This is a genomic window from Nonomuraea mangrovi, assembly GCF_042681425.1.
Lineage (GTDB): Bacteria > Actinomycetota > Actinomycetes > Streptosporangiales > Streptosporangiaceae > Nonomuraea > Nonomuraea mangrovi.
The window spans coordinates 159,732-184,715 of sequence record NZ_JBHUFV010000005.1; the positions used below are offsets into that span (position 1 = coordinate 159,732).

Genomic DNA, 24,984 nt, shown 5'->3' on the forward strand with positions numbered 1-24,984 from the left:
GCGATGTTATTTTTCACCCCTCTTCGGAAACGTGACCTCCGTCCACCCTCAGCCGCCGATCCACCTGGACGGCGTCGAGCATCCTGCGGTCGTGGGTGACGAGCAGCAGCGTGCCAGGGTAGGAGGCGAGCGCCGACTCCAGTTGCTCGATCGCGGGCAGGTCGAGGTGGTTGGTCGGCTCGTCGAGCACCAGCAGGTTGACGCCCCTGGCCTGCAGCAGCGCCAGCGCGGCGCGGGTCCGCTCGCCGGGTGAGAGGGTGGAGGCCGGCCGCAGCACGTGGTCGGCCCTGAGCCCGAACTTGGCCAGCAGCGTCCGCACCTCTCCTGGCGGCATCTCGTCGGAGAACGATTCCGCCAGCGGCGCCGACCCCTCGAACAGCCTGCGGGCCTGGTCGACCTCGCCGACCACCACGCCGGGCCCCAGCGCCGCGTGGCCCTCGTCGAGCTTCAGCCTGCCGAGCATGGCGGCCAGCAGCGTCGTCTTGCCCGAGCCGTTCGCGCCGGTGATCGCCACGCGCTCCGCCCAGCCGATCTCCAGGTCGACGGGGCCGAGCGTGAACGTGCCTCGCCTGACCACGGCGCCGCGCACCGTGGACACCACCGCGCCCGCGCGAGGCGCGGCCGCGATCTCCATCCGGAGCTCCCACTCCTTGCGCGGCTCCTCCACCACCTCGAGGCGTTCGATCAGCTTCTCGGTCTGCCGGGCCTTCGCCGCCTGCTTCTCCGTGGTCTCGACGCGGGCGTTGCGGCCGATCTTGTCGTTGTCCTTCTGCTTCCTGCGGGCGTTCTTGACGCCCTTCTCCATCCAGGCGCGCTGGGTGCGGGCGCGCAGCTCCAGTCCGGAGCGCGTCTCGGCGTACTCCTCGTAACGCTCGCGGGCGTGCCTGCGGGCCACCTCGCGCTCGTCCAGGTAGGCCTGGTAGCCGCCGCCGTACAGGTGGACCTGCTGCTGGGCCAGGTCGAGCTCCAGCACCGAGGTCACCGTCCTGGCCAGGAACTCGCGGTCGTGGCTGACCACGACGGTTCCCGCGCGCAGCCCCTTCACGAACCGCTCCAGCCGGTCGAGCCCGTCCAGGTCGAGGTCGTTGGTGGGCTCGTCGAGCAGGAACAGGTCGTACCGGCTGAGCAGCAGCGACGCCAGACCCGCACGGGCGGCCTGCCCGCCGGACAGCGACGTCATGGGCAGATCGAGATCGATCATCAGCCCGAGCTCGGCGGCCACCTCGTCCGCGCGTTCCTCCAGGTCCGCGCCGCCGAGCGACAGCCAGCGCTCCAGCGCGACGCTGTAGGCGTCGTCGGCGCCCTGCGCGGCCTCCACGAGGGCCTGCGTGGACGCGTCGAGATCCTGCTGCGCCTTGGTGACACCGGTACGGCGGGCGAGGAACTGCCTGACCGTCTCGCCCTGGCGCCGCTCGGGCTCCTGGGGCAGGAAGCCGACGACGGCCGTGGGCGGGTTCAGCCTGATCGAACCGTGCTCCGGCCGGTCGATCGCGGCAAGGAGGCGAAGCAGTGTCGACTTGCCCGCTCCGTTGACACCGACGAGTCCGATGACGTCGCCAGGGGCGACCACGAGGTCCAGACCGGAGAACAGGACCCGCTCACCGTGACCCGCGACGAGATCTTTTGCGACAAGTGTTGCGCTCATAACAACCGTTAGCGTAATCGCATGCCACGGACCCGCATCGCGATTTTCGCCGCCCTGACGATCATCCTCGGGCTGGCCACCAGGCCGTTGTCGAAGTACGCGGGGGACGCGTTCTACACGGTGCTGCTGTACTGGATCGTGGTTTTCGTCGCGCCACGGGTGCGGCCGGTGTGGGCGGCGGGGGTCGCGCTGGGGGCGAGCTGGGCGATCGAGTTCGCGCAGCTGCTGGACCTGCCGCGGGTGCTGGCGCCGGTCCTCGGCAGCACGTTCAACCCGCCCGACCTGTTCTGGTACGCCGTGGGCGCGGCGGCGGTGTGCGCCTTCGACCACGTCCTGCGCCGCCGCGGGACACCGGACGCCCCGACCGCCTGACGCACCGCGCGTGGGCCGCGGGCGGCCCCTCCGCTCCTGGAGAGGACCGCCCCCGCTTCAGGCCGTGTCCCGGGGAGGACCGCTAGTGGCAGCCGCCCGAGCCGCAGCACGAGCCGCCGGCCTGGGCCAGCATGATGGTGTCCTGGCGACCGGCGAGCTCGTAGCCCGCCTCCGTGACGGCCGCGCCCACGACGGCGTCATCGAGCGGCGACGCGCTCGTCACGGTGACGGCCTTGCTCGCCAGGTCCACCCGCACCTCGCTCACGCCTGCCACCTTGCCCACCTCGGCGGTCACCGAGCTGACGCAGTGGCCACAGGTCATACCCTCGACCTGATACGTGGTGACGGTCATCGAACTCTCCTCACAGCTCGGGAACTCGTGCCCTCACTATATACCCCCTAGGGGTTTATTGGGCATAGATCCGCTCCCTCAGGGCACGCGACGACCATGGATACCATCGCCTTCCTCGTCGCCCCCGAGGGCGTCGAGCAGATCGAACTCACCGAACCGTGGAAGGCCGTCAAGCAGGCAGGCGGCACCCCCCGGCTCATCTCCACCTCGCCAGGGCGAATCCAGGCCTTCAACCACCTCGACAAGGGGGACACGTTCGCGGTGGACGCCACGCTGCCGGAGGTCTCGGTCGAGGACTTCGACGGACTCGTGCTTCCCGGCGGCGTCGCGAACCCCGACTTCCTGCGCACCGTCCCGGCCGCCGTCAGCTTCGTGCGCGGCTTCTTCGACGCGGGCAAACCGGTCGCCGCCATCTGCCACGCGCCGTGGACGCTCATCGAGGCGGACGCGGTCCGCGGGCGCACGGTCACCTCGTGGCCCAGTCTCAAGACCGACCTGCGCAACGCGGGCGCGACATGGCAGGACAGGGAGGTCATCATCTGCACGTCAGGCCCCAACACGCTGGTCACCAGCCGCAAGCCCGACGATCTCAAGGCTTTCGACCAGGCGGCCGTGGACGCCTTCAGCTGACCTGAAGCTCCGACCGAACGCCCCTCAGCAGGGCCAGGGCGGCGAGCGCGCCCGCCGCACCGAAGAGCGCGATGGCGCCGCCCGCGCCCGCGAACTCGGCCACGATCCCCGCCAGCACCATCGCGAGACCCTGCGCCGCGGTCAGCGCCGCGGCGACGACGCCGATCGCGCCTCCGCGCCGCTCGTCGGGCACCAGCGAGACGAACTCGGCGTTGGCCACCACCTGGTAGGCGGTCAAGGCCCCGCACGCCACGAGGAGGACGAGCATCACCGGCAGCGGCGGCAGCAGAGCCGCGCCGAGCAGCGGCACGAAGCTCGCCAGCGCGAGCGGCCCGAGCAGGCGCGGCCGCGTCTCGGGGCGGACCCGCTTGGTCAGCACGACGGTCCCCGCCACGTACCCGGCGGGGATCGCGGCCATGAGCAGGCTCGACAGGTCCTCGTCCAGTCCGATCTGCCTGCCGTACGGCACGGCGAGCGCGAGCGGCGTCATCGAGAAGGCCGCGAGCAGCGCCAGCGCCGCCAGCCGGCGCAGACGGGGATGCCCCGTGATCGTCTCGATGCGATCACGGAGTCGGGGCTTCGCGACCCGCGCGGACTCGGCGGGCGCGTACGCGGGAAGACGCGAAACCAGCAGCGCGGACACCACGAACGTGGCCGCGTCGATCACGAAGGCGGGCCGCGGCCCCGTCGCCGCGACGACCAGGCCGCCGACCAGGAAGCCCAGGACATAGGTGGCCTGGTTGGTCACGTGGTAGGCGGCGACGCCGACGGTGTACCGCTCGCCGGACAGCATCTGGGGCAGGATCGCGGCTCTCGCGGCACGCGCCGGCGACTCCAGCGCCTGGACGGCGAAGAGCAACGCGTAGAGCGCCCCCAGCGGCATGCCGGGGATCGCGATGAGAACGACCAGAATCGCGCGGATGAGGTCCGCGGAGATCATCACGTTTCTGCGCGGGTATCGATCGGCGAGAGCCGCGAGCAGAGAGCCGCCCATGATCGTGGGCACATACGTGAGCGCGTAGGAGAGCGCGGTCAGCCAGGCGGAGGACGTCCGCTGGTGGACCAGCATGACGACGGCCACCCTGGCCAGCTGGTCACCCAGTTCGGAGATGACGGTCGCGCTCCAGAGACGGCGGTACTCCGCGACGGAGAAGACCTCGCCGAAGCCCGGGGACCGCTTTTCCATGGATCATCGCCACCCGTACCCATAGATCGCAAACGGTTGCAACCTAACAAGATCGAGTGGCGCGATCAAGGACTTGCAATGCCCCGGACAATTTCAGATCATTACGAACGCAGCGTAGATCGTTTTATCACCATAATCAGCGATAAATCACGATTCACCGCTGTGGCATCCCTGAGGGAAGGGGGGTGGCACCCGTGCAGCGCGGAGTCTCCTGGACCTGACCGGTGGCCCTCCGCCAACCGGCGACCACCTCGTACGGCTGGCGCCCGCCAGCCGTACACCCCCACCTACCGGGGGACGCGGCGGACGGTGAGCCAGCCGAGCAGCCCCGCCCCCGACAGCAGGATCGCCGCGTCGGTGAGCTGGAAGCGCCAGAACATCTCAGGGCGGTGGACGTAGAACACGTAGCGGTAGCCCTTGACGATCAGGCAGCGCTCGTGGGCCACCTGCGCCCGCTCCCCTCGCCCCAGCCCGGACTCGCGCGGGCACACCCCCGGCGGCGGCGAGGTGAGCTCGGCGCCCGCGGGGTCCGCCCAGGCCCGCGACACGAGCCGCACGTCCTGAGCCAGGCTTCCGTCGGCCGTCACCACCCTGGATGGCGTCGCGTAGTGGTCGCTCATGCTGAACAGCGCGAACGTCATGACCACGAGCACACCGACGACCACCGCCATCGCGGGAAGAGTGCGCCGGAGCACGGCCCCCGCCGCGGTTCCCAGCATGAGGGCGAACACCCACCAGGCGACCGGCTCCACCCCGAGCATGTTGAAGATGCCGACGTTGCCGAACGTGTCGGTGCGGAAGAGCGGACGCCACGCCGACACCATCGCCGACATGGCGAGCCCGCCCAGCGCCACCGCCCCGCCCAGCACCGCCAGCTTGATCGCCAGCCACCTGCGCGGCGACACCCCCTGTGTCCACACCAGCTGGTGCGTCCCCCGCTCGAACTCCCTTCCCAGCAGCGGCGCGCCCCAGAAGACCCCGATCAACGCGGGCGCCACGATCGGCAGCCAGCCGAAGAGGGTGTAGACGGCCTGGTAGCGCTCGCCCAGCGCCGCGTCGAGATCGCCGGCGCCCAGCCCTCGGTGCGACGCCACGAACGCCGACGCCTCCAGCCACGACACCGTGAACATCACCCCGAGGGCGGCCAGCAGCCCCGCCATCACCAGCAACTGCCCCCTGTGCTGGCGGTAGGTCAGCCAGATCACGACCGCACCCCCGCCGGCCTCGGCAGCGCCGCCGCCTCGGGGCTGCGCAGATAGGCCATCACCAGGTCTTCGAGGCCGACCGTCCGCGTCCGCCACCGCGGGTCGGCCACGGGCGCGCCCCGCACCAGCCAGCTCTGCTCCCTCTCGGTACGGCTCCCGCCCACGGCCGCCGCGTTCAGCGTGAGCTCCGGCGGGCCCGTCATCATGCGGTGCTCGGCCAGCAACTCCTCGATGTCGCCGCTGACCTGCACCCGCCCCCCGTTCAGCACGACCAGCCAGTCGCAGGTGTCCACCAGATCGGACACCACGTGCGAGGAGATCATCACGCCCATCCCCGTCTCGGCCACCGCGGTCATGAGCGAACGCATCACCTCGTGCCTGGCCAGCGGGTCGAGGTTGGCCAGCGGCTCGTCCAGCACGAGCTGGTCGGGCCGCCTGGCCAGCGCGAGCGTGAGCGCCACCTGGGCCCGCTGCCCTCCCGACAGACTGCCGATCCTGCGGCCGAGCGGGATGCCGAACTCGGCCGTCCGTGCCGTGGCCAGCGCGGGGTCCCATCGCGTGCTGAGCCTGCGCCCGAGCGTCAGCGTCTCGGCGACGGTGAAGGAGTCGTAGAGCGGCTTGTCCTGCGCCACGAACGCGACCTCGCCCGCCGTCCTGACCGTGCCCCTATCGGGGGTGAGCAGGCCGACCACCGTGTGGAGGAGCGTGGTCTTGCCCGCGCCGTTCGGCCCGACGAGCGCGGCGACCCGTCCAGCGGGCACGTGGAGCGAGCAGTCGCGCAGCCTGTCGCCGACGCTGAGCCCGGTCACCTCGATCATGCGGCGGCCTCCCTGACGACCGCGCCGAAGAGGGCGTGCAGGTCCTCGTCGGCCAGCCCGGCTTCGCGTGCCTGCCGTACCCATGCGGCGAGGGAGGCGCGCAGCCGCGCCTGGGCGGCCGGCGAGGCGCCGCCGATCGAGCGCTGCACGAACGTGCCCATGCCGGGACGCCCGGTGACCAGGCCCTCGCGTTCGAGCTCGCGGTAGGCCTTGAGCACGGTGTTGGGATTGATCGCCAGCCGGTCGACGACCTCCTTCGCGGTGGGGAGCTTGTCACCCGGTCGCAGGGTGCCGAGCCGTAGAGCCTGCTTGACCTGGTGGACGAGCTGGAGGTAGGTGGACACCCCCGAGCTCCTGTCGAGATAGAAGTCGATCACGCCCGATAACACCCTTTCACTATTGCAATAGTGAAAGGGTGTTATATCGACGATCAGGCTGTCAAGGCCGCCGCCAGTTCGCGGACCGAGCGCTTGAGCCGGTCGACGCCGAGATGGCGCACCAGTTCGCCGTCGAAGCAGGCGAGCACCGTGTGGGCGAGGAAGCCCGCGTCCCTGTCCGGCCGCGCCTCGGCGATCAGGGCCGTGACGTGGGCGTGCCAGCGCAGGTAGGTCGGGTCGGCGTACTTGTCCTCCGCGCAGGCGCGCTCGTGGGCCGCGAACAGCGCGATGTTCCGCCCCGCCAGATCGGCCAGCTCGTCCAGGAAGCCGAACAGGCGCTCACTGGCGGGGATGGCCGGATCCTCGGCGGCGATCCGGGCGGCCAGCCGTTCGGCCCGCTCGGCCAGCAGTTCCTGGAACAGCCCCGTGCGGTTGCCGAACCTGCGGAACACCGTGCCCTTGCCCACGCCCGCCGCCTCGGCGACGCGATCCAGCGAGACGCTCTCGCCCGTGGCGAGCAGCTCTTCGGCCGCCCGCAGGATGGCCTCGCGGTTTCTGGTCGCGTCGGATCGCACCACGGTGGCCCCCTTGTAAGCGGACTGACGGTCCTCATACTATCAAGCGGACCGACAGTCCGGTTCAGGCTCCGTAGCGGCGGGCCGCACCGGGCCGAGCATTCCGTGCCGAAGGAGAATCATGCGTGCGCTGCGGGAACTGAGGCTGGCCGAGGCACCCGAGCCCGTGCCCGGCCCTGGCGAGGTGCTCGTCGAGGTCCGCCACGTCTCGGCGAACCACGGCGAGCTCCGGCACCCCCGGATCGGCGGCCACGACGCCGCGGGCATCGTGCTGGAGGGCCCGGGCAAGGGCGGCAGGGTCGTCGCGTTCGGGCCGGGCGCCTGGGCGGAGCGGGCGGTCTTCCCCCGGTCGTCCGTGGCCGCCGTGCCCGACGGCGTGGACCTCGCGCACGCCGCGGCGCTGCCGATGGCGGGCCTCACCGCGCTGCGCACGCTCAGGGCCGCAGGACCGCTGCTCGGCAGGCGCGTGCTGATCACCGGCGCGTCGGGCGGCGTCGGCAGGCTGGCCGTCCAGCTGGCCCACCATGCGGGCGCGCACGTGATCGCCGCCGCCCGGCGCGGCGAAGGGCTACGCGAGCTGGGCGCCGACGAGGTGGTCGCCTCGCTCGACGGCGTCGGGCCCGTCGACGTGGTGCTCGAACTGCTCGGCGGCCCTCACCTGGTCAGGGCGTGGGAGCTGCTGGCACCCGGCGGCAACCTGCAGAGCATCGGCTGGTCCTCGGGCGAGCCCGCCGCGTTCACCTCGCTGTTCGCGCTCGGCGCGGCCAGGTCCATCCACTCCTTCGGCGACGTCTCCGAGCCGGGCCCCGACCTGGAGATCCTCGTCGACCTCGTCGCCCGCGGCCTGCTGTCGCCGTCGATCGGCTGGCGCGGCTCGTGGGAGCGCGCCGGCGAGGCCGCCGACGCGCTCTTCTCCGGGCAGGTCAGGGGGAAGATCGTGCTGGACGTGACCTGATCCGCTCGTGACCGGGGTCGTACGGCGGGCGCTCCTCGACCGCGGCCTCCACCCAGGTGCCGTCCACGCCGACGGTCACGTCCCGCGGCTCGCCCCGCAGGTAGGCGTAGGCGATCGAGGCGTCCACGCGGTGCCCGTAGCCGCCGCTCGTCACGCGGCTGGTGGGCACGCCGTCCACCCGCACGGGCTCCCCTCCCAGGCACACCCGCCGCGGGTCGCGCAGCACCAGGCAGCGCAGCGTCCGTTCGGGCGCGGGATCCAGCGCGTCCCTGCCGAGGAAGTCCTTGCCCGTGGTGACGGCGAAGCCGAGCCCCGCCTCGTACGGCGTGGTCTCGGGGGTGATGTCCAGCCCCCAGACCCGATAGCCCTTCTCCAGGCGCATCGAGTCGATGGCCCGGTACCCCCCTGGACGCATGCCGTACGGCAGGCCCGCCGCCATGAGCGCGTCCCACAGGGTCAGGCCGTACTCGGCCGGACAGTACAGCTCCCAGCCGTACTCGCCCACGAACGTCACCCGCTGCGCCAGCACCGGCACGTGCGCGACGCTGATGTGCCTGGCCTGCAGGTAGGGGAAGCCGAGGTCGTCGTCGCAGATCCGCTCCAGGATCGCGGCCGCCTGCGGGCCCCACAGGCAGTAGCAGGCGTAGGCGGAGGTGACGTCCGCGACGTCGAGGCCGTTGCGGCGCAGCCACGCGGCGTCGTGCGTCCCGTACGCGGTGCCGGTGACCAGCCGGAACCTGTCCTCGCCGAGCCGGGTGACGGTCAGGTCGGCCTCGATGCCGCCCCGGTGGTTGAGCAGCTGGGTGTAGACGACCGCGCCGGTCTTCCTGTCGATCTGGTTGGCGCACAGCCGCTGGAGCCGGTCGAGCGCGCCCGGCCCCGACACCTCCAGCTTGGCGAACGAGGTCTGGTCGAACAGCCCCGCCGCGTCCCTGGTGGCCAGGCACTCCTCCCGTACGGCGGGCGACCACACCCGGCCCGCCCAGCCCAGCGGTCGTGGCCCGTCACCGGTCGCGTTGGAGTCGAACCAGTTGACCCGCTCCCACCCGGCCTTCTCGCCGAACGCCGCGTCGAGGTCGGCGTGTCTGGGCCAGGCGGGTGAGCGGCGCAGCGGCCTGGCGGCGGTGCGCTCCTCGCCCGGATAGACGATGTCGTAGTACTTCGAGTAGGAGTCGAGCGCCTTCGTCCTGGCCCAGCGCTCCGATCCGGCGTAGCCGCCGAACCGTCTGACGTCCATCCCGAACAGGTCGTACTCGGGCACGCCGTCGACGATCCACTCGGCCATCACCTTGCCGACGCCTCCGGCGGCCGCCAGCCCGTGGACGCAGAATCCCGCCGCGACCCAGAACCCGCGCACCGCGGTCTCTCCCAGCAGGAACTCGCCGTCGGGGGTGAACGCCTCGGGCCCGTGCACGATCCGCGCCACCTGGCCGGCGTCCAAGTCGTCCGTGGTCCGCTTGGCGATGACGGGCAGCCGGTGACGGGCCGACGCCCACGACTCCCTGAACTTGGGCAGGTTCGGTTCGAAGAGCAGCCTCGACTCCGCCAGCGGGTCGGCCGCCTCCCAGATCTCGGGCGTGCGGATGTAGCCGCCGACGAGGATCCCGCCCTCGTGCTCGCGGAAGTAGACGATGTTGTCGGGGTCGCGCACGGTCGGCGTGGACGAGGGGATGTCCGCGGGGTGGGTCACGACGTACTGGTGCTTGATGGGCACGATCGGGACGTCCACGCCTGCCAGCGCGCCCACCTTCCCCGCCGCCGCTCCGGCGCAGTTCACGACGGTCTCGGTGCTGACGAACCTCTCGTCACCGTCCCCCGCGGTGGAGGTCAGACGGACCCCGCGGACCGCGCCGCCGGCCACGTCCACGCCGGTGACCCGCACGCCGGTGACGATCCGGACGCCGAGCTTCGCCGCCCCCTCGGCCAGGGCCCGCGCCAGTGACGCGGGGTCCAGCCACCCGTCGCCCGGCAACCACAGCGAGGCCAGGATGTCCTCGTCGTTCAGCATGGGCATCAGGTCGTTGGTCTGCCTGCCCGACAGCAGCGACATGTCCAGGCCGTACGTCTCGGCGGCGCCCGCCTGCCTGACGAGCTCCTCCACCCTGTCGTGCGTGGTCGCGAGCCGCAGCCCGCCGACGCCGTGCCAGCCGGGGTCGAGGCCGGTCAGCTCGGCCAGCTCGGGGTAGAGCCCGGCCGAGTACATGATCATTCGTGTCTGCGTGACCGTGGAGCGAAGCTGGCCGACGAACCCGGCCGAGTGCCACGTGGTGCCCTCGGTGAGCGCGTGCTGCTCGACGAGCACCACGTCTTTCCAGCCGAGGCGGGCCAGATGGTAGGCCACGCTGCAGCCCGCCACCCCGCCGCCGATCACTATCGCCTGTGCCGAATCGGGTATTCCCATGATCGAAACCGCCATGTACCTATGAGAAACGTGCTAGGTGGACCGCCACCAGGACCCGGGTATGGCGCGGACGTGTGGTGGAGATCTGGTGAGCACGTTTCTCATGAGCCACCTTGCCCGCAGGATCGGAATGGTCTAAATGTAGGCCAAAGGGAGTCGCGCATGCCAGACGTGATCGAATTGGTCTCCGATTGGGCCGGGCGACCGGTCAGTCAGACCCCCATCAAGGGTGGGCTCAGTCACCTGATCGCCAAGGTCGAGACAGGGGACGGGGAGCGATGGCTGCTGCGCGTGCTCGATCCGGCCGTGTGCGCGGCAGGCCTGGGCATTCCCATAGACCAGGAGGTCGAGAACACGATCAGGGCCGCCGAGACCGGCGTCGGCCCGAAGGTGATCCACCATTTCCCCGAGGCTCACGCCCTCTTGATCGAATACCTGGACGGCATCACCCTTAATGCCGGACAAATCAGTAAAAATCTGGAAAAGGTGGCTATCGCTTGCCGGCGACTTCACGCCGGTTCCCGCTTCGTCAACGACTTCTCCATCTTCGACAAGCTGCGCGAGTTCCGCGCCCGCTGCCACACCCATGACCTGGGAGTTCCCCACGGTTACGACGACGTCCTTCCCGCGATAGCGGACATCGAGCGGGCCATCCCCGCCGTCCCTACCGTGCCGTGCCACAACGACCTGCTGGCCGAGAACTTCATCGCCCAGGACGACGAGATCCGCATCGTCGACTACCAACTCTCAGGCAACAACGACCCCGCCTTCGAACTCGGCGACATCGCCGCGGAAGCGGACCTCGACCCTGACCAGACCGCACACCTGGCCAGGGCCTACTTCAGCAACGGCGACCACGACTCCCGCGTCCGCCTCTTCCAGATCATGTCGAACGTGACGTGGACCCTCTGGTTCTCCGTCCATCACGGCCTCCTCGTACGGCAGGCCGACTTCGACTACGAAGCGGAAGCCGCGGGCAAGTTCGCGCGAGCCGTACGAGACCTGGACGGTGTCGGCCGTCTGATCGACGACGTCCGGAGGCACTAGCACAACCCGAGGAGATTCCATGACATTGGACGAGGATTCCCAGACATTAGACGAGGATTCCCGGCGGCTCGCCGAGCTCGGTTACAAGCAGGAGTTATCGAGGACCTGGAGCGGCTTCTCCAACTTCGCCATCTCATTCTCGATCATCTCGATCCTGGCCGGGTGCTTCACCACGTTCGGCCAGGCATGGAACAACGGCGGTCCCATCGCCATCTCCTGGGGCTGGCCGCTGATCTCGATGTTCATCCTCATCATCGGCTTCTGCATGTCGGAACTGGTGTCGGCGTACCCGACGGCGGGCGGCATCTACTGGTGGGCGGCCACGATGGGCAAGCCGATCCACGGCTGGTTCACCGGCTGGCTGAACCTCATCGGGCTGGTCGCCGTCACCGCGTCGGTCGACTACGGCTGCGCGACCTTCCTGAACATCACGATCAGCCGCCTCACGGGGGGCGCGTGGGAGGCCACGCTCACCAACGCGTTCCTGCTGTTCGTGATCGTCCTGGTCCTGCACGCATTGATCAACATCTACAGCCACCGGCTCATCTCGCTCCTGCAGAACGTCTCCGTCTGGTGGCACGTGGCGGGCGCGGCGATCGTGGTCGCCATCCTGGTCTTCGCGCCGAGCGAGCACCAGACGCTCCGGTTCGTGTTCACCGAGACGATCAACAACTCCGGCTTCTCGGACTCGTCGTTCTGGTTCTACGTGCTGCCGCTGGGTTTCCTGCTCACGCAGTACACGATCACCGGGTTCGACGCGTGCGCCCACGTCTCCGAGGAGACCCACGGGGCGTCGCTGTCGGCGGCCAGGGGCCTGTGGCAGTCGATCTTCTACTCGGCGATCGGCGGCTGGATCCTGCTGCTGGCGTTCCTGTTCGCCGCCACGAACGTCGACGAGATCAACAAGCAGTTCGGCTTCGTCGGCGCGATCTTCGACACGGCGCTGCCCGCTAGCCTGGCCACGGCGATCTTCGCGATCTCCACGATCGGCCAGTTCTTCTGCGGGATGAGCTGTGTGACCTCGATGTCGCGCATGACCTACGCCTTCTCCCGCGACGGCGCCGTTCCCGGCTGGAGGCTGTGGTCTAAGGTCGACCGCAACCGCACGCCGGTCAACGCCATCATCGCCGGCTGCGTGGCCGCCGGCCTGATCACCCTGCCCGCCCTCTACGCGCCCGCAGGCCTCGGCACGCCGATCGCGTTCTACGCCGTCGTCTCGATCGCGGTGATCGGCCTCTACCTGGCCTTCCTCATCCCGATCTACCTGAGGCTGCGGATGGGCGACGCGTTCAGGCCGGGGCCGTGGACGCTGGGATCCAAGTACAAGGTGCTCGGATGGATCGCCGTCATCGAGATCGCGATCATCTCGATCTACTTCATCATGCCGCTGTCGCCGGCGGGCGTGCCGGGCAATCCCGACTTCACCTGGACCGCGGTGAACTACGCGCCCATCGCCGTGGGCGGCGTCCTGCTCGGCATCGCCCTGTGGTGGACGCTGTCGGCCAAGAAGTGGTTCACCGGACCCCGCCGCAACGTCGACGAGACCGTCGGCTGAGCCATCGGGGGTACGGCCCGCACGCCGTACCCCCGCTGCGCTAGGACGCGTCGAAGGCCGCGGCCACGACCGCGCGGACCTCGGCCATGTCGGCCGAACCGCGCTCGCGCAGGAGGGAGGTCATGTCGGCCTCGGGCATCCCGCACGGGATCGCCCAGTGCCACGGCTCGAGATCGCCGTCGACGTTGAGGGCGAAGCCGTGACTGGTGACGCCGCGCGACTGGCGCATGCCGATGGAGACCACCTTGCGGCCGGTCTCGCTGGTCCAGACGCCGGTGAGCAGTTCGGAGCCCGGCGGGGTGTCGCGGCGCTCGGCCGCCAGCCCGAGGTCGGCCAGCGCCGAGACCAGGCGCAGCTCGACCTCGCGCACGTAGTCGACGATGCCCTCGTCCTCGCCGAGCTTGACGATGAGGTAGCCGACCAGCTGGCCGGGGCCATGGTAGGTCAGCTGACCGCCCCTGCCCGTCTCCACCACGGGGATGCCGCGCGTGGGGTCGGGCAGGTGGTGAAGCGGCGTGCGCCTGCCGACGGTGAAGACCGAAGGGTGGCTCAGCAGCCACAGCGTGTCGGGACGCTCATCGCGTTGGCGCTCGCCGACCAGGTCCGTCATGCGTTCCATGGCCTTGTCGTAGTCGACGAGTTCGTCCTGGATGAGTGTCAGCGACCGTTCCCTCATGCCTCGAGCATAAGCGCGGTCAGTAGCGCTCGGGCCCGTTGGGCATGATGATCCAGAGGATCACGTAGAGGACCCACAGCGGTCCGGGGATCAGCGAGAGCAGCAGCCACACGATCCTGACGAAGGTGGGCGGCAGGCCCAGACGGTCGGCGATCCCGCCGCAGACGCCGGCGATGATTCGGTGTTCTCTCGAGCGGTGCATCGAGCTCCTCCGTGTGGTGTCGATTCACCTGGTTCAACGAACCCGACCTCGATCAGCGTTCCTGACCGCGACCCTGATTGAACCCTGACAGGGTCAGCCACCGCTCCGCCGCGGCCAGATGTCGCATGGTCAGGCCGTGGCGCGGGTCGACGGGAACGAGCAGGAAGTCGTCGACTCCCTGATGCGCCCTGAGGTACTCCTCGTCGGCGGCCCAGAGGTGGTCGTCGAACCAGACGAACGGCCTGCGGTCCACGTAGTCGGCGACGCAGGGCGTCTTGAACGACTCGCCCCGCTCGCTCGGCCGCTTCGGCTCCATGGGCACGACCGGCAGCCGGGGCAGGCCGACCCTGGGCGCGATCCACTCGTTGGCGCTGTGCTCCCACGTCGTCGCCCACACCAGCTCCGACCGCGTCTTGAGCGCCAGCTCCATGAGCCTGGCACCATGGCGGACGTTGAGGTGCACGGTGTACGAGTCCGCGCCGATCGTGCACAGGTAGCGCCTGAAGTCCCCATTCGGACGGCCGAACGGATTGAGCACGCCGTCCACATCCACAAGCAGCAGGGGCTTCACCCGATTTACCCTAGGGTGCCCTGCATGGATTCGCACTCCCTCCAAGCGCAAACCCGCCTCCTGGTACGCCAGAAGGTCACCATGATGGTGAACCGGTATGTCGTCCACGCCCCCAACCCCGACGGCTCCGAGGGTCCGATGGTCGCCTTCGCCGAGCAGAAGCGCATGAAGCTCAAGGAAGAGGTGATCCTCTTCACCGACGAGTCGAGGACCCGGGTACTGGCGAGCTTCAAGGCCCGCAACGTCATCGACCTCGGCAGCGGCTACGACGTCTTCGACGACGCCGGACGGCCCATCGGGCTGTTCCGCAAGAACTTCGGCCAGTCGCTGATCCGCTCCACCTGGCACCTCGACCAGCCGGGCATGCCGACGCTCACCGGGCAGGAGCGCAGCCCGTTGGTCGCGGTGCTGCGCAGGTTCGTGGACTCGCTGTCGTGGCTGCCGTACCACTTCGACTTCGGCGACGTGTTCTCCGTGGTCAAGAAGTGGGGGCTGCGCGACCGCTACGTCGTCGACATCAACGATCCGCGGACGGACCGGCGGCTGGTGATCGCCATGGCGGTCGCGCTCGACGCCCTTCAGTCCCGCTGAGCCCGGCTATGACGTCGAAGGCATGCCGTTCCGGATGACGGCCACCTGAGCCGGATCCCAGCCCGGCTTGGGAACCGAGGCGAGCAGCAGCCTGGTGTAGGGGTGTTCGGGCTCCTCGAGCACCCTGGCGACCGGGCCGCTCTCGACCACCTTGCCCCGGTGGAGCACCAGCGTGTCCTCGCACAGGTGCCTGACGACGGCCAGGTCGTGGCTGACGAACAGCAGCGCCACTCCCGACTCCCTGCGCACCTCGGCGAGCAGGTCGAGGATCTGCGCCTGGATGGAGACGTCGAGCGCGGCCACCGCCTCGTCGAGCACCACCACCGACGGCTCTACCGCCAGCGCCCTCGCGATGGCCAGCCGCTGGCGCTGACCTCCGCTGAGCTGGTGGGGCCGCGCGGTGGCCTCACGGCTGCCGAGCCCCACCCGGTCGAGCAGGGCGGCGGCGTGCGAGCGGTCCCTGCCGTGCAGCCGGAGCACGGCCTGCAGGCACTCGGCGGCCGTCAGCCTCGGGTCGAGGGAGACGTAGGGGTCCTGGAAGACCATCTGGATCTCGCGGGCCCTGCGCAGCCTGGCCGCGCGGCCGCGCTCGCGTGGGCCTCTGGCGCGACCGTCGACGGTGATCGTCCCCGAGTCGGGGGCGACCAGGCCGACGAGCATGCGGGCCACGGTCGTCTTGCCCGACCCCGATTCGCCCACCAGCCCGAGCGAGCCGCCGCTCGGCAGCGTGAACGACACGTCGTCGGCGGCGACCGCGCCCGGATAGGTCTTGCGCAGCCTCTCGACGGTCAGCATGCCGGGGCCCCCTCCTCGATCAGGTGACAGGCGGCCACCCCGCCGGCGACGGCCACGGGGACGGGCCGCCGCTCCTCGCACGCGGTGCCGGCCATGGCGCAGCGCGGCGCGAAGGGACAGCCGTCGAAGGCGTCGTCGAGCGAGGGAGGACGACCGGGAATCGGCCTGATCGGTCGGGGGTCGCCCAGCTCGGGCGTGCAGGCCAGCAGCCCCGCGGTGTAGGGATGACGCGGGTCGGCGAACAGCGCCTCGGCGGGCCGCGACTCCACGACGGTGCCCGCGTACAGTACGTAGATCCGGTCGCAGTAGGCGGCGGCCAGATGCAGGTCGTGGGTGATGAACAGCATGCCGAGCTCACGCTCGGCCTGGATCGCGCGCAACAGCGCCAGCGTGTCGGCCTGGGTGGTGACGTCGAGCGCGCTGGTCGCCTCGTCGGCCAGCAGCAGCGCGGGCTCGGCGGCCAGCGCGGCGGCGATGACCACCCGCTGCAGCATGCCCCCCGACAGCTCGTGCGGGTACTGCCTCATCCGCAGCTCGGGCTCGCGCATGCCGACCGCCGCCAGCAACTCCAGTGCCCGCACTCGCGCCTCCTTCCTGGTACGGCCCAGCGTGTGGACCATCCGTTCGGTGAGGAAGTCGCCGATCCTGCGTACGGGGTTGAGCGACGAGCGCGGATCCTGGTAGATCATCGCCACCTGAGAGGCCCGCAACGACCGGAGCGCGGCGGCGTCCATGGTCAGCACGTCGGCACCCTCGACCAGCACCTCGCCCCGCGCCGCCGCGTTCTGCGGCAGCAGTCTGAGCACCGCGCGGGCGATCGTGGACTTGCCCGAACCCGACTCGCCCACCAGCCCGACGACCTCGCCGCGCGCCACGCTCAACGCGACGTCGCGCAGGATAGGCCGGCCGCCGCCCGCCTCGATCGTCAGGCCCTTCACATCCAGCAGCATCAGGGCCTCCTCGCGGCCAGGCGGTCAGCGAGCCTGACCCCGATCACGTTGAACGACACCACCACCAGCGCGATCGCCGCGCCCGGCACGAGCACCGGCAGGAACGCGCCCTGCACCATCGCCGCCTGCCCCTCCTTGACCATCAGCCCCCAGTCCGACGACGGCGGCTGCGCCCCGAATCCGAGGAAGCTCAGCGTGGCCAGGCTCATCAGCCCCTCGCCGAACAGCACCACGAGGTAGCCGACGATCGACCTGGCCATGTTGGGCACCAGATGGCGCACGCAGATGCGCAGGCCGCTCATGCCCTGCACCCGGTAGGCGTCGATGTACGGCTTCGCGCATTCGGTGATCGCGATCGCCCTGGTGTACTTGGCGATCGTCGGCGTGTAGGCCAGGCCGAGCGCGACGACCGCCGTGGTGATGCCGTTGCCGAACACAGCGACGACCAGCACCACGAACAGCAGCCCGGGGAAGGCGTACATCACGTCGGTCACCCGCGAGACGAACGCGTCGACCCAGCCGCGCCACCAGGCGGCGAGCGTGCCGAGCGCGACGCCGAGCACCGAGGCGATCGCCAGCAGCGCCAGCGGGCCGATCAGCGAGGTCCGCGCGCCGTACAGGATCCTGGACAGCAGGTCGCGGCCCGACTGGTCGGCCCCGAGCAGATGCTCGGGCGACAGCGGGGAGAGGGTCGCGGCGAAGTCGACCGCGTCCGGCGCGTACGGCGCGACGACGGGCGCGAGCACCGCGCCCGCCACCACCAGGACGAGCAGCGCGGCGGCGAGCTGGAATCCCAGGGGCCGCCTCGCTGAGGGCAGGGTCGCGACAACGGTCATGCCCCGCTCCTCGCCCGCGGGTCGATCAGCGGCTGGGCGAGCTCGACCAGCGTGGTGACCGCGATGTAGGCCGTGACCATGAGCAGCAGCACCGCCTGCGTCACCGGGAAGTCGTGGGTGTTGATCGCGCCGACGAGCAGGGTGCCGACGCCGCTGAGCTGGAAGGCGCTCTCGACGGTGACCGTGCCCGCGAGCAGACCTGCGGTGACCAGGCCGCACATCGTGACGATCGGCCCGAGCGCGCCGCGGAGGACGTGTCGGACCACGATCAGCCGCTCGGACAGCCCGGAGGCGCGGGCGACCGTGACGTGGTCGAGCTCGCGCTGCTCGACCATCGCCTGCCTGGTCACCCTGCTGATGATGGCCAGTGCGCCGAGCGCGAGCGTGATCGCGGGCAGCGTGAGATGCCACAGCGACCCGCCCCCGCCGACGGGGAACCAGCCGAGCTGCACGCCGAACAGCGAGATCAGGCCCGTGGCCACCACGAACGGAGGCACGGAGGTGGCGAACGTGGTGCCCGCCACGACCGCGGCGTCGGTGCGTCCGCCGCGGACGGCGGCCAGCGCGCCGAGGGCGACGCCGAACACCACGAACAGCACCGCCGCGTAGGCGACCAGGCCGAGCGTGGTCGGGACCCTGGCGGCCAGCAGGTCCGCCACCTGGTCGCTGTACTTCAGCGAGCGTCCGAGGTCGCCGGTGACGGCGTCGCCGAGCCACCTCAGGTACTGCACGAGGAACGGGTCGTCGAGGTGGTACTGCGCCCTGATGGCCGCCAGGTACTCGGGGGTCAGGTTCTCCTTGCCGCCCGCCAGGAACGTCACGGGGTCACCCGGCGCCGCGTAGGCGGCGCCGAAGATCACGAACGACGTGGCCAGCAGGGTCGCCACCAGGCCCGCCACCTTGCGGGCCGCGCGCGTCACCATGTCGGCCCGCCGTGCCCGGGTCGCGTCGCCATGTCAGCCCTTCGCGCCCAGGTCGGCGGCCCACGGGTAGCCGAAGTACGTCATGGAGGCGGGCGGTCCCGTCACCTTGCCGCCGAGCACCACCGTGGACGGCACTTCGACCAGCGAGATCCACACCATGTCGGCGGTGAAGCGCCGCTGCAGCTCGATCACGTGCCCGGCCCTGGCCGCGGCGTCGGTCGTCTCCAGCGCCTTGGCCACCAGCGCGTCGTACTCGGGCGAGCTGAACCCGACCCAGTTGTTCGACGACCCGCTGAGGGCGTTGTCGTAGAAACCGACGGGGTCGCTCTTGGTGATGTACCAGTCGTCGGGCACGAGGTCGACCTGGGCCCGCTTCGCCTTGTCGGTGTAGAAGGTGCCGTACTCGGAGCTCGGGATCGTCTTGATCTCCGCCTTCAGCCCGATCTTCGTGGCCGCGTCGACGACCGCGTTGGCGATCACCGACCTGGCCTGGTCGCCGTCGGAGGCGATCACGATCGGTGTCCGCGGCGAGCCCGCCTCCTGCACGAGCTTCTTCGCCGCCTCCACGTCGGGCGCGTCGGGCGCGCCCTCGAGCCGGTCGTAGGCGCTCTGGAAGGTCTGCCTCTCGTACGACCACGCGCCCGCGCCCACGGGTACCTTCCACGGCCTGGCCAGCCCCGCGAAGCCCGACTTCGCGATGCCCGCCCTGTCGACGGCCAGCGAGAGCGCCCTGCGGATCCTCGGGTCCTTCAGCACACCCCTGTCGGTGGGCAGCAGTACGAACACCCTGGTCGTCGGCCCGTAGGCGACGCTGACGGCCGGGTTCCCGGCCAGCGCCACCGCGGGGCCCGTCTCGGCCAGGTAGGCGCCGTCGGCCGCTCCGGTGGTGAGGCTGTTGACCATGGCGCTGTCGTCCGCCCACCTGAACGTGACGGCCTTGGTCAGCGGCTTGACGTCCTTGTTCCAGTAGCCCTCGTGGCGGTCGATCGTGATCTCCGTGCCCGACCTCCACTCGCCCAGCTCGTAGGGCCCGGAGCAGGCGTCAGGGTGGCCCGGCGTGCCGTAGTCCTTGCCGAGCCTCTCGACGACCTTCTTGTTGAGCACGATGCCCGCGTCGCCCGCCATCGCCTGGATGAACAGCGCGTTGGCCTTCTTGAAGGTGACCTTGACCTGGTCGTCGCCCTCCTTGGTGACCGCGGCGACGTCCTCGAACTCGTCGGACTCGTTCATGCCGTCGCCCGCGTGGCGCTGGAGGCTCCACACCACGTCGTCGGCGGTCAGCGGGCTGCCGTCGTGGAAGGTGACGCCCTTCCTGATCGTGAACACCAGCGTCGTGGGGTCGACCTGGTCGGCCTTCTCGGCCAGCCACGGCTTGATCGTCATGTCGGGCTGGGTCTGCATGAGCCGCTCGCAGACGTTCGACGTGATCGTACGGTTGGGCGTGCCGCCGTCGCCGTCGAGGTCGAGCGTGCCCGGCTCCTCGCCGAGCAGCCAGGTCGCCTTCTCCAGCGCGCCCGTCGCCTTGGGCGTGCTGTCGACCAGCGTCAGCTTGGCCACGTCTGGCGCCTTCGTGGTGGCCGCGGGGGCGCCGCACGCGGCGCTCACCCCGAGCAGGCCTACCAGGACCACCGGGGTCAGGGTCTTCTTCTTCATTGCGTGTCTCCGTCGTAGAGGTTCCAGGGCACGCGTTCGTATTCGTGGTCGCAGGGCGTGCCGGCAGCGATCAGGTAGTCGCCCGTGGTGAGGTCGACGCAGCTCGACAGGAGGGTGGCCCACCGTTTGACGGCGGGCTGGTCCTGGTCGGGGTGGGTGCACAGCGACTCGGGGTGACCGAGGTGGTCGGACATGGCGGTGCGGATCAGCTTGCGGGTCTCGTCGCCGCCAGAGGCGTGCCGTACGGCGCGCAGCCCCGCCTCCGCGCGCGGCACCCTGAACAGGGAGTCGGCGGAGCCCGGCCGGTAGGTGGCGGCCAGTTGCGGCGGCACGAACGCCTGGTAGTGGTTACCGTGGACGAGCAGCCCGTCGGTCGGGTACATCCAGCCCACCGGGCCCGGCGTGGTCTCCAGGTCGATGGCGAACCCGTCGCGGTGAGTGACGAGCGCGTTGCTGGCGATGTGGGCGCGGGACTTGGTGAGCGCCTCGAGCGCGGCGTTGAGGTTGGGGCTGTCCAGGACGCGCCGCCTGATGAGCGTCTGGGGCACGCCGACCGCGTCGTCGAACCTGCCGCCGAGCCCGTTGGCGTTGAGCGCGATGCCTGCCGAGTTGGCTCCCTGCCGCCCGACCTGACCCGCTTCGACGTGCATGATGACCGTCGGTTTGCCGGGCTGGACCACCCTGAGCACCATGACGGTGTCGGCGACGCCGTGGCGCCAGTCCCAGTTCTGGCCCGCGTAGACGTGACCGTCGCCCGAGGCTTCCTGCAGCAGCGCGAAGGAGGTGCAGCCGTCGGGCTCCATCGTGCCGAACGTGCTGTCGTAGATGATCTCGCCGCGCGCGTTGAGCGCCAGGATGTCGAGGAAGCCGACGCCTGCGCCCTCGGCGATGCCCTCCATCTCCTCGACCAGCTCTGGCGCGAAGGCTGTGGAGGGCGCGACCCAGCGGGTCGCTCGCTGGGTGACCTGGTCCCAGCGCAGGCCGCTCGAGTGGGCGAACGCCTCCCGGTAGTAGGTCAGCGCGCGCTCGATCAGCTCGCGGGCCTGCTCGCCGTACTGGCGGCCGCGTTCTCGCGGCGGGCCCGAGATCTCGACGAGAGGCAGGGAGATGAGGCTCAATGGTGCTCCTTGGAACCTAGCCCTGTAATCTATGTTTCAGGGCCCGGGGAACTCTGTAACGCAGGTTTCCAAACTCGTTCCGTGGGAGTCAATAGCCGTAATGGAAAATTCACTCAGTCCGATCGAGCAGCTCAGAGCGGTCGTCAAACAGGTGTGGGACGAGCTGTCGCCCGCCGAGCGCGCGGTGTGCCAGTTCCTGGTCTCCGCGGCGCCCGAGCAGATCCTGTTCGCCAGCGCCCAGGAGCTGGGCACGGCCACGGGCACCAGCAACGCCACCGTGATCAGGACCATGCAGCGGCTCGGCTTCGGCGGCCTGCCAGGGCTCAAGCGGGCGCTGGCCACCGAGTTCACCTCCTCCGTCGCCCCCGACGTACGGCTGCAGCAGCGCATCAGCCACGTCGGCCACGACCTGTCCGACATCTGGACGAGGGTCTTCGACGAGGCCTTCGAACGGATCGAGCACTGCAAGCGGCTGTTCGACCAGGAGGCGTTCACCCGCGCGGTCTCGGTCGTCGCCGCGGCGGGCTCCGTGCTCGTCTACGGCGCGGGCGCCTCCGAGCCCGCCGCCCGCCACCTCGCGCTCAAGCTCGGCCGCAGGGGACACCGCGCCCGCGCCATCACCGCCACCGGCTTCGTCCTGGCCGACGAGCTGCTCTGGCTGAGCCACGGCGACGCCGTGGTGATCTTCCAGCCCGGCAGGCGGCTGAAGGAGATAGACGTGCTGATCGACCGGGCCCGCGCGGTCGGCGCGGGAGTGGTCCTGGTCTCCGACGAGCTGGGCGCCGCATTCGAGGGCAAGGTGGAGGCGGTCCTCTCCGCGCCCCACACCCCGACCGGCATCACCGCCGAGCCGCTGACCGGCATCATCGTCGCCGACGCCCTGCTGCTGGCCATCGACTCCCTCGACGAGAACCGTTCGGTGGCCTACTCCCACCAGCTGACCGGCCTACGCGAACAGCTCCTCGGCCCGAGGAGGGTCACCCCCACGGACTGATCATCCGGCAGGTCCTCCGGCAAGGCGACACACCGGCCCATGACACGACCATGCCGATCACGTGCCAAACTCAGGATCGTTTGGCCAACACCTCGATACCCAACGGAAGGTGCGTCTCGTGATCGGCTGGTTCGAAGCGGTGGTCCTCGGGCTGCTCCAAGGGCTCACGGAATTCCTGCCGATCTCCTCGAGCGCGCACATCAGGGTCGTCTCGGCCTTCTTCGGCTGGGAGGACCCGGGGGCGGCCTTCACCGCGGTCATCCAGCTCGGCACCGAGACCGCGGTGCTCATCTACTTCCGCAAGGAGCTCTGGGAGATCATCTCCACCTGGACCCGCTCCCTGTGGACGCCCTCCCTCCGCTCGGCGTTCCCCGCGCGGATGGGCTGGTACGTCATCGTGGGCACGATCCCCATCGCCGTCCTCGGCGTGACGTTCAAGGACCAGATCGAGACCGTCTTCCGCGACCTGCGCCTGATCGGCACGACCCTGATCGTCTTCGGCGTCATCCTGTGGTTCGCCGACCGCACGGCGCGCACCAAGCTGACGCTGGAGAAGCACCTGTCGTTCACCCACGCCCTGATCTACGGCTTCGCGCAGTCGCTCGCGCTGATCCCCGGAGTGTCGAGGTCGGGCGGCACGATCACGGCGGGCCTGCTGCTCGACTACCGGCGGGAGGAGGCGGCGAAGTACTCCTTCCTGCTGGCGATCCCCGCGGTGCTGTCGTCAGGCGTGCTCGAGCTGTTCGAGATCGGGGACGGGAAGGCGCCCGACTGGGGGCCGACCATCCTGGCCACGGTCATCTCGTTCGTCGTGGGCTACGCGGCGGTGGCCTGGTTCCTGAAGTACATCAGCACGCACCGCTTCACCGGGTTCGTCGTCTACCGGATCCTGCTGGGCGTCTTCGTCATCGCCGCCGTGTCATTCGGCTTGATCCCCGCCTGACCCCGCGGGGCCGGCCTCCCGGCCCCGCAGATCCCCCAGCGCGACACGGCCGGCCAGGCAGAAGATCACCGCGAACAGCGCCCACCCCGCGACGTACGCCACGGGCTCCCACACCATCTGGCGCCCCTCGAAGTAGACGGCCGCCCCCACGAGAGCCCCGGGAACGGCGCCCCACCAGCGCCGCCACCACACCTCGTGGACGACAACCTCGAATGCCACCAGCGCGACCGGTCCGAGCAGCAGCATCTTGAGATTGAGCCGCTCGGCCACGACGTACTGGAGCGCCGCCACCGCCACCGCCGACAGCGTGGTCAGCAGCACGACCGGGGCGAACGGGGCGGGCTCGTCACGGGGATCGGTCATGGCCCCATTCTGGCGAGCCGCCTTCCACCAAGGCATTCGCCTTTGGTCTACGCCGCGACGGCGGACTCCGCGACTCTGACCGGCCGGTAGGTGGCCAGCGTGAACAGCAGGGTCACCGCGCCCAGCGCGGTCGCCAGCACGGTCACACCCGCCCTGCCGTACAGGTCGAGGGCGACGCCTCCGGCGATGCCCGCCACGAACAGCCCCAGGTACTGGCTGGAGGCCAGCAGCCCGAGACCGACGGGCACGTTGCCCGGCACCGCGGCCACCGTCCTGAACTGCTGCGAGGGACCGACCAGCCAGCCGAGCGCGCCCCACGTGAACGCCCACACCAGCGCGACGCCGAGGTTGAGGTTCGCCACGGGGATGAGGCCGAGCAGCACGGTCGCCCCCGCGATGCCGATGAAGACCATCCTGCGCGGGCCGTAGGCGTCGGTGAGACGCCCGCCGACTGCGTTGCCGACCACGCCGCCGATGCCCCACGCCCACAGCACCGCCGCCAACGGCAGGTCGAACAGCGAGCCGATGTAGGTGTAGGCGGTGAAGGCGGCAGCGAAGATCAGCAACTGGGTCAGCAGAACGGCCAGCACCGCCCTGTCGGCGAGCGGGGTGAAACGGTCCCTGATCCTGGTCGAGGCGGGCAGGTGCACCTCGGGCACCACGAGCGCGACGGCCGCGAACCCGATGGCGGCGAGCACCACCACCATCCACACCGCCGCGCGCCATCCCGCGGCGCCGCCCATCCATGTCCCGAGCGGCACGCCCACCGCCGAGGCCACCGTCAGGCCGCCCATCACCACCGACAGCGCGCGGCCCCGCCGTTCCGGCTCGGACAGCGCGGTCGCCACCGCGGAGGCGACCGGGGTCACCATGGCCGCTCCCGCGGCGGCGATCACCCTGGTGCCCAGCATGAGGGCGAACGTGGGCACGAGCGCCGTCAGCGCGTTGCCCGCCGCCAGCACGCCGAGGCCGATGAGCAGCAGCCGCTTCTTCGACAGCCGGGCGGTGAGCGCGGCCAGGATCGGAGAGAGGATCGCGTAGGCAAGCGCGAACACGGTCATCAGCTGACCCGCCGCTGAGGGGGAGATGGCCAGGTCGTGGGCGATGGGCAGGACCAGGCCCGCGGTGACGAACATGCCGGTGCCCACGGAGAAGTTCCCCAGGGCAAGCGCGTACAGCTTGTGGGTCATGGGGACCAAGTTCGCCTATAGTTGGATTGTTGTCAAACTTTCAAACCGAGGGCAGGGTGAT

The 24,984-nt window shown here is 70.2% G+C and carries 26 protein-coding genes and 1 pseudogene; 8 read left to right on the forward strand and 19 right to left on the reverse strand.

What is annotated here, in order from left to right; genetic code table 11:
- Positions 1-13: 13 nt before the first annotated feature.
- A complete protein-coding gene (locus ACFSKW_RS04950) occupies positions 14-1,645 on the reverse strand; it encodes an ABC-F family ATP-binding cassette domain-containing protein (RefSeq protein WP_379569580.1) in 1,632 nt (543 codons plus the stop codon).
- 21 nt (positions 1,646-1,666) lie between these two features.
- On the opposite strand from ACFSKW_RS04950, the gene ACFSKW_RS04955 reads away from it, so the two are divergent.
- On the forward strand, positions 1,667-2,017 hold the full coding sequence (locus ACFSKW_RS04955; RefSeq protein WP_379569582.1) for a ribosomal maturation YjgA family protein: 351 nt from the start codon (positions 1,667-1,669) through the stop codon (positions 2,015-2,017).
- Between the two features lie 148 nt (positions 2,018-2,165).
- Here ACFSKW_RS04955 and ACFSKW_RS04960 read toward each other — a convergent pair.
- Positions 2,166-2,369: pseudogene (locus tag ACFSKW_RS04960) on the reverse strand (heavy-metal-associated domain-containing protein); the annotation flags it as partial.
- Positions 2,370-2,465: 96 nt separating this feature from the next.
- Between ACFSKW_RS04960 and ACFSKW_RS04965 the strand changes: the two are divergent.
- Entirely contained in the window at positions 2,466-2,999 is a 534-nt protein-coding gene (locus tag ACFSKW_RS04965) for a type 1 glutamine amidotransferase domain-containing protein (protein ID WP_379569584.1), read from the forward strand.
- Here the strand turns inward: ACFSKW_RS04965 and ACFSKW_RS04970 are convergent.
- The 5 genes from ACFSKW_RS04970 to ACFSKW_RS04990 all read right to left on the reverse strand — a co-directional run bounded on the left by ACFSKW_RS04970 (position 2,992) and on the right by ACFSKW_RS04990 (position 7,163).
- Positions 2,992-4,185, reverse strand: a complete 1,194-nt coding sequence (locus ACFSKW_RS04970; RefSeq protein WP_379569586.1) for an MFS transporter — start codon at positions 4,183-4,185, stop codon at positions 2,992-2,994. The genes ACFSKW_RS04965 and ACFSKW_RS04970 overlap by 8 nt on opposite strands.
- 287 nt (positions 4,186-4,472) lie before the next feature.
- On the reverse strand, positions 4,473-5,390 hold the full coding sequence (locus ACFSKW_RS04975) for a hypothetical protein (RefSeq protein WP_379569588.1): 918 nt from the start codon (positions 5,388-5,390) through the stop codon (positions 4,473-4,475).
- Positions 5,387-6,208, reverse strand: a complete 822-nt coding sequence (locus ACFSKW_RS04980; protein ID WP_379569590.1) for an ABC transporter ATP-binding protein — start codon at positions 6,206-6,208, stop codon at positions 5,387-5,389. Before ACFSKW_RS04980 ends, ACFSKW_RS04975 begins: the two co-directional genes overlap by 4 nt.
- Positions 6,205-6,585 carry a GntR family transcriptional regulator gene (locus ACFSKW_RS04985; protein WP_379569592.1) on the reverse strand — a complete coding sequence of 127 codons (381 nt, stop codon included), beginning with the start codon at positions 6,583-6,585 and terminating at the stop codon, positions 6,205-6,207. The genes ACFSKW_RS04980 and ACFSKW_RS04985 overlap by 4 nt, the downstream gene beginning before the upstream one ends.
- A gap of 53 nt (positions 6,586-6,638) precedes the next feature.
- Positions 6,639-7,163 carry a TetR/AcrR family transcriptional regulator gene (locus ACFSKW_RS04990; protein WP_379569594.1) on the reverse strand — a complete coding sequence of 175 codons (525 nt, stop codon included), beginning with the start codon at positions 7,161-7,163 and terminating at the stop codon, positions 6,639-6,641.
- A gap of 118 nt (positions 7,164-7,281) precedes the next feature.
- On the opposite strand from ACFSKW_RS04990, the gene ACFSKW_RS04995 reads away from it, so the two are divergent.
- Positions 7,282-8,115, forward strand: a complete 834-nt coding sequence (locus ACFSKW_RS04995; RefSeq protein WP_379569596.1) for a zinc-binding dehydrogenase — start codon at positions 7,282-7,284, stop codon at positions 8,113-8,115.
- On the opposite strand, the gene ACFSKW_RS05000 is transcribed toward ACFSKW_RS04995, so the two are convergent.
- Positions 8,084-10,516 (reverse strand): GcvT family protein, encoded by a 2,433-nt coding sequence (locus ACFSKW_RS05000; RefSeq protein WP_379569598.1) that lies wholly within the window; start codon positions 10,514-10,516, stop codon positions 8,084-8,086. The genes ACFSKW_RS04995 and ACFSKW_RS05000 overlap by 32 nt on opposite strands.
- Positions 10,517-10,678: 162 nt before the next feature.
- On the opposite strand from ACFSKW_RS05000, the gene ACFSKW_RS05005 reads away from it, so the two are divergent.
- Both ACFSKW_RS05005 and ACFSKW_RS05010 read left to right on the forward strand, forming a co-directional pair.
- Positions 10,679-11,563, forward strand: a complete 885-nt coding sequence (locus ACFSKW_RS05005) for a phosphotransferase (protein WP_379569600.1) — start codon at positions 10,679-10,681, stop codon at positions 11,561-11,563.
- A 19-nt stretch (positions 11,564-11,582) separates the two neighbouring features.
- Positions 11,583-13,118, forward strand: a complete 1,536-nt coding sequence (locus tag ACFSKW_RS05010) for an amino acid permease (protein ID WP_379569602.1) — start codon at positions 11,583-11,585, stop codon at positions 13,116-13,118.
- Between the two features lie 40 nt (positions 13,119-13,158).
- Here the strand turns inward: ACFSKW_RS05010 and lipB are convergent, their stop codons facing one another.
- Genes lipB through ACFSKW_RS05025 form a run of 3 tightly spaced genes read right to left on the reverse strand, consistent with a single transcriptional unit; the run spans position 13,159 to position 14,567 of the window.
- Entirely contained in the window at positions 13,159-13,794 is a 636-nt protein-coding gene (gene lipB / locus ACFSKW_RS05015) for a lipoyl(octanoyl) transferase LipB (protein ID WP_379569604.1), read from the reverse strand.
- Positions 13,795-13,813: 19 nt separating this feature from the next.
- Positions 13,814-13,996, reverse strand: coding sequence for a PspC domain-containing protein (locus ACFSKW_RS05020; protein WP_358142826.1), 183 nt, complete (start codon positions 13,994-13,996; stop codon positions 13,814-13,816).
- Between the two features lie 52 nt (positions 13,997-14,048).
- A complete protein-coding gene (locus tag ACFSKW_RS05025) occupies positions 14,049-14,567 on the reverse strand; it encodes an HAD domain-containing protein (RefSeq protein WP_379569606.1) in 519 nt (172 codons plus the stop codon).
- A gap of 24 nt (positions 14,568-14,591) precedes the next feature.
- Here ACFSKW_RS05025 and ACFSKW_RS05030 point away from each other — a divergent pair, with 24 nt between their 5' ends.
- A complete protein-coding gene (locus ACFSKW_RS05030) occupies positions 14,592-15,158 on the forward strand; it encodes an LURP-one-related family protein (protein ID WP_379569608.1) in 567 nt (188 codons plus the stop codon).
- A 6-nt stretch (positions 15,159-15,164) separates the two neighbouring features.
- Here ACFSKW_RS05030 and ACFSKW_RS05035 read toward each other — a convergent pair whose 3' ends face one another.
- From ACFSKW_RS05035 to ACFSKW_RS05060, 6 genes are read right to left on the reverse strand one after another with little or no spacing between them, the layout of a single operon-like run.
- On the reverse strand, positions 15,165-15,953 hold the full coding sequence (locus ACFSKW_RS05035; protein WP_379569610.1) for an ABC transporter ATP-binding protein: 789 nt from the start codon (positions 15,951-15,953) through the stop codon (positions 15,165-15,167).
- Positions 15,947-16,903 carry an ABC transporter ATP-binding protein gene (locus ACFSKW_RS05040; RefSeq protein ID WP_379569612.1) on the reverse strand — a complete coding sequence of 319 codons (957 nt, stop codon included), beginning with the start codon at positions 16,901-16,903 and terminating at the stop codon, positions 15,947-15,949. The genes ACFSKW_RS05035 and ACFSKW_RS05040 overlap by 7 nt, the downstream gene beginning before the upstream one ends.
- Positions 16,903-17,739 (reverse strand): ABC transporter permease, encoded by an 837-nt coding sequence (locus ACFSKW_RS05045; protein ID WP_379569614.1) that lies wholly within the window; start codon positions 17,737-17,739, stop codon positions 16,903-16,905. Before ACFSKW_RS05045 ends, ACFSKW_RS05040 begins: the two co-directional genes overlap by 1 nt.
- A complete protein-coding gene (locus tag ACFSKW_RS05050) occupies positions 17,736-18,662 on the reverse strand; it encodes an ABC transporter permease (protein ID WP_379569616.1) in 927 nt (308 codons plus the stop codon). Before ACFSKW_RS05050 ends, ACFSKW_RS05045 begins: the two co-directional genes overlap by 4 nt.
- Positions 18,663-18,695: 33 nt before the next feature.
- Positions 18,696-20,315 carry an ABC transporter substrate-binding protein gene (locus tag ACFSKW_RS05055; RefSeq protein WP_379569618.1) on the reverse strand — a complete coding sequence of 540 codons (1,620 nt, stop codon included), beginning with the start codon at positions 20,313-20,315 and terminating at the stop codon, positions 18,696-18,698.
- Positions 20,312-21,433 (reverse strand): C45 family autoproteolytic acyltransferase/hydolase, encoded by a 1,122-nt coding sequence (locus ACFSKW_RS05060; RefSeq protein WP_379569620.1) that lies wholly within the window; start codon positions 21,431-21,433, stop codon positions 20,312-20,314. Before ACFSKW_RS05060 ends, ACFSKW_RS05055 begins: the two co-directional genes overlap by 4 nt.
- A gap of 100 nt (positions 21,434-21,533) precedes the next feature.
- Between ACFSKW_RS05060 and ACFSKW_RS05065 the strand changes: the two genes are divergently transcribed.
- Positions 21,534-22,427 carry a MurR/RpiR family transcriptional regulator gene (locus ACFSKW_RS05065; protein WP_379569622.1) on the forward strand — a complete coding sequence of 298 codons (894 nt, stop codon included), beginning with the start codon at positions 21,534-21,536 and terminating at the stop codon, positions 22,425-22,427.
- A 118-nt stretch (positions 22,428-22,545) separates the two neighbouring features.
- On the forward strand, positions 22,546-23,370 hold the full coding sequence (locus tag ACFSKW_RS05070; protein WP_379569624.1) for an undecaprenyl-diphosphate phosphatase: 825 nt from the start codon (positions 22,546-22,548) through the stop codon (positions 23,368-23,370).
- Here ACFSKW_RS05070 and ACFSKW_RS05075 read toward each other — a convergent pair.
- Positions 23,347-23,733, reverse strand: coding sequence for a hypothetical protein (locus ACFSKW_RS05075; protein ID WP_379569626.1), 387 nt, complete (start codon positions 23,731-23,733; stop codon positions 23,347-23,349). The genes ACFSKW_RS05070 and ACFSKW_RS05075 overlap by 24 nt on opposite strands.
- A 47-nt stretch (positions 23,734-23,780) precedes the next feature.
- A complete protein-coding gene (locus tag ACFSKW_RS05080) occupies positions 23,781-24,923 on the reverse strand; it encodes an MFS transporter (protein ID WP_379569628.1) in 1,143 nt (380 codons plus the stop codon).
- Between the last annotated feature and the right edge of the window lie 61 nt (positions 24,924-24,984).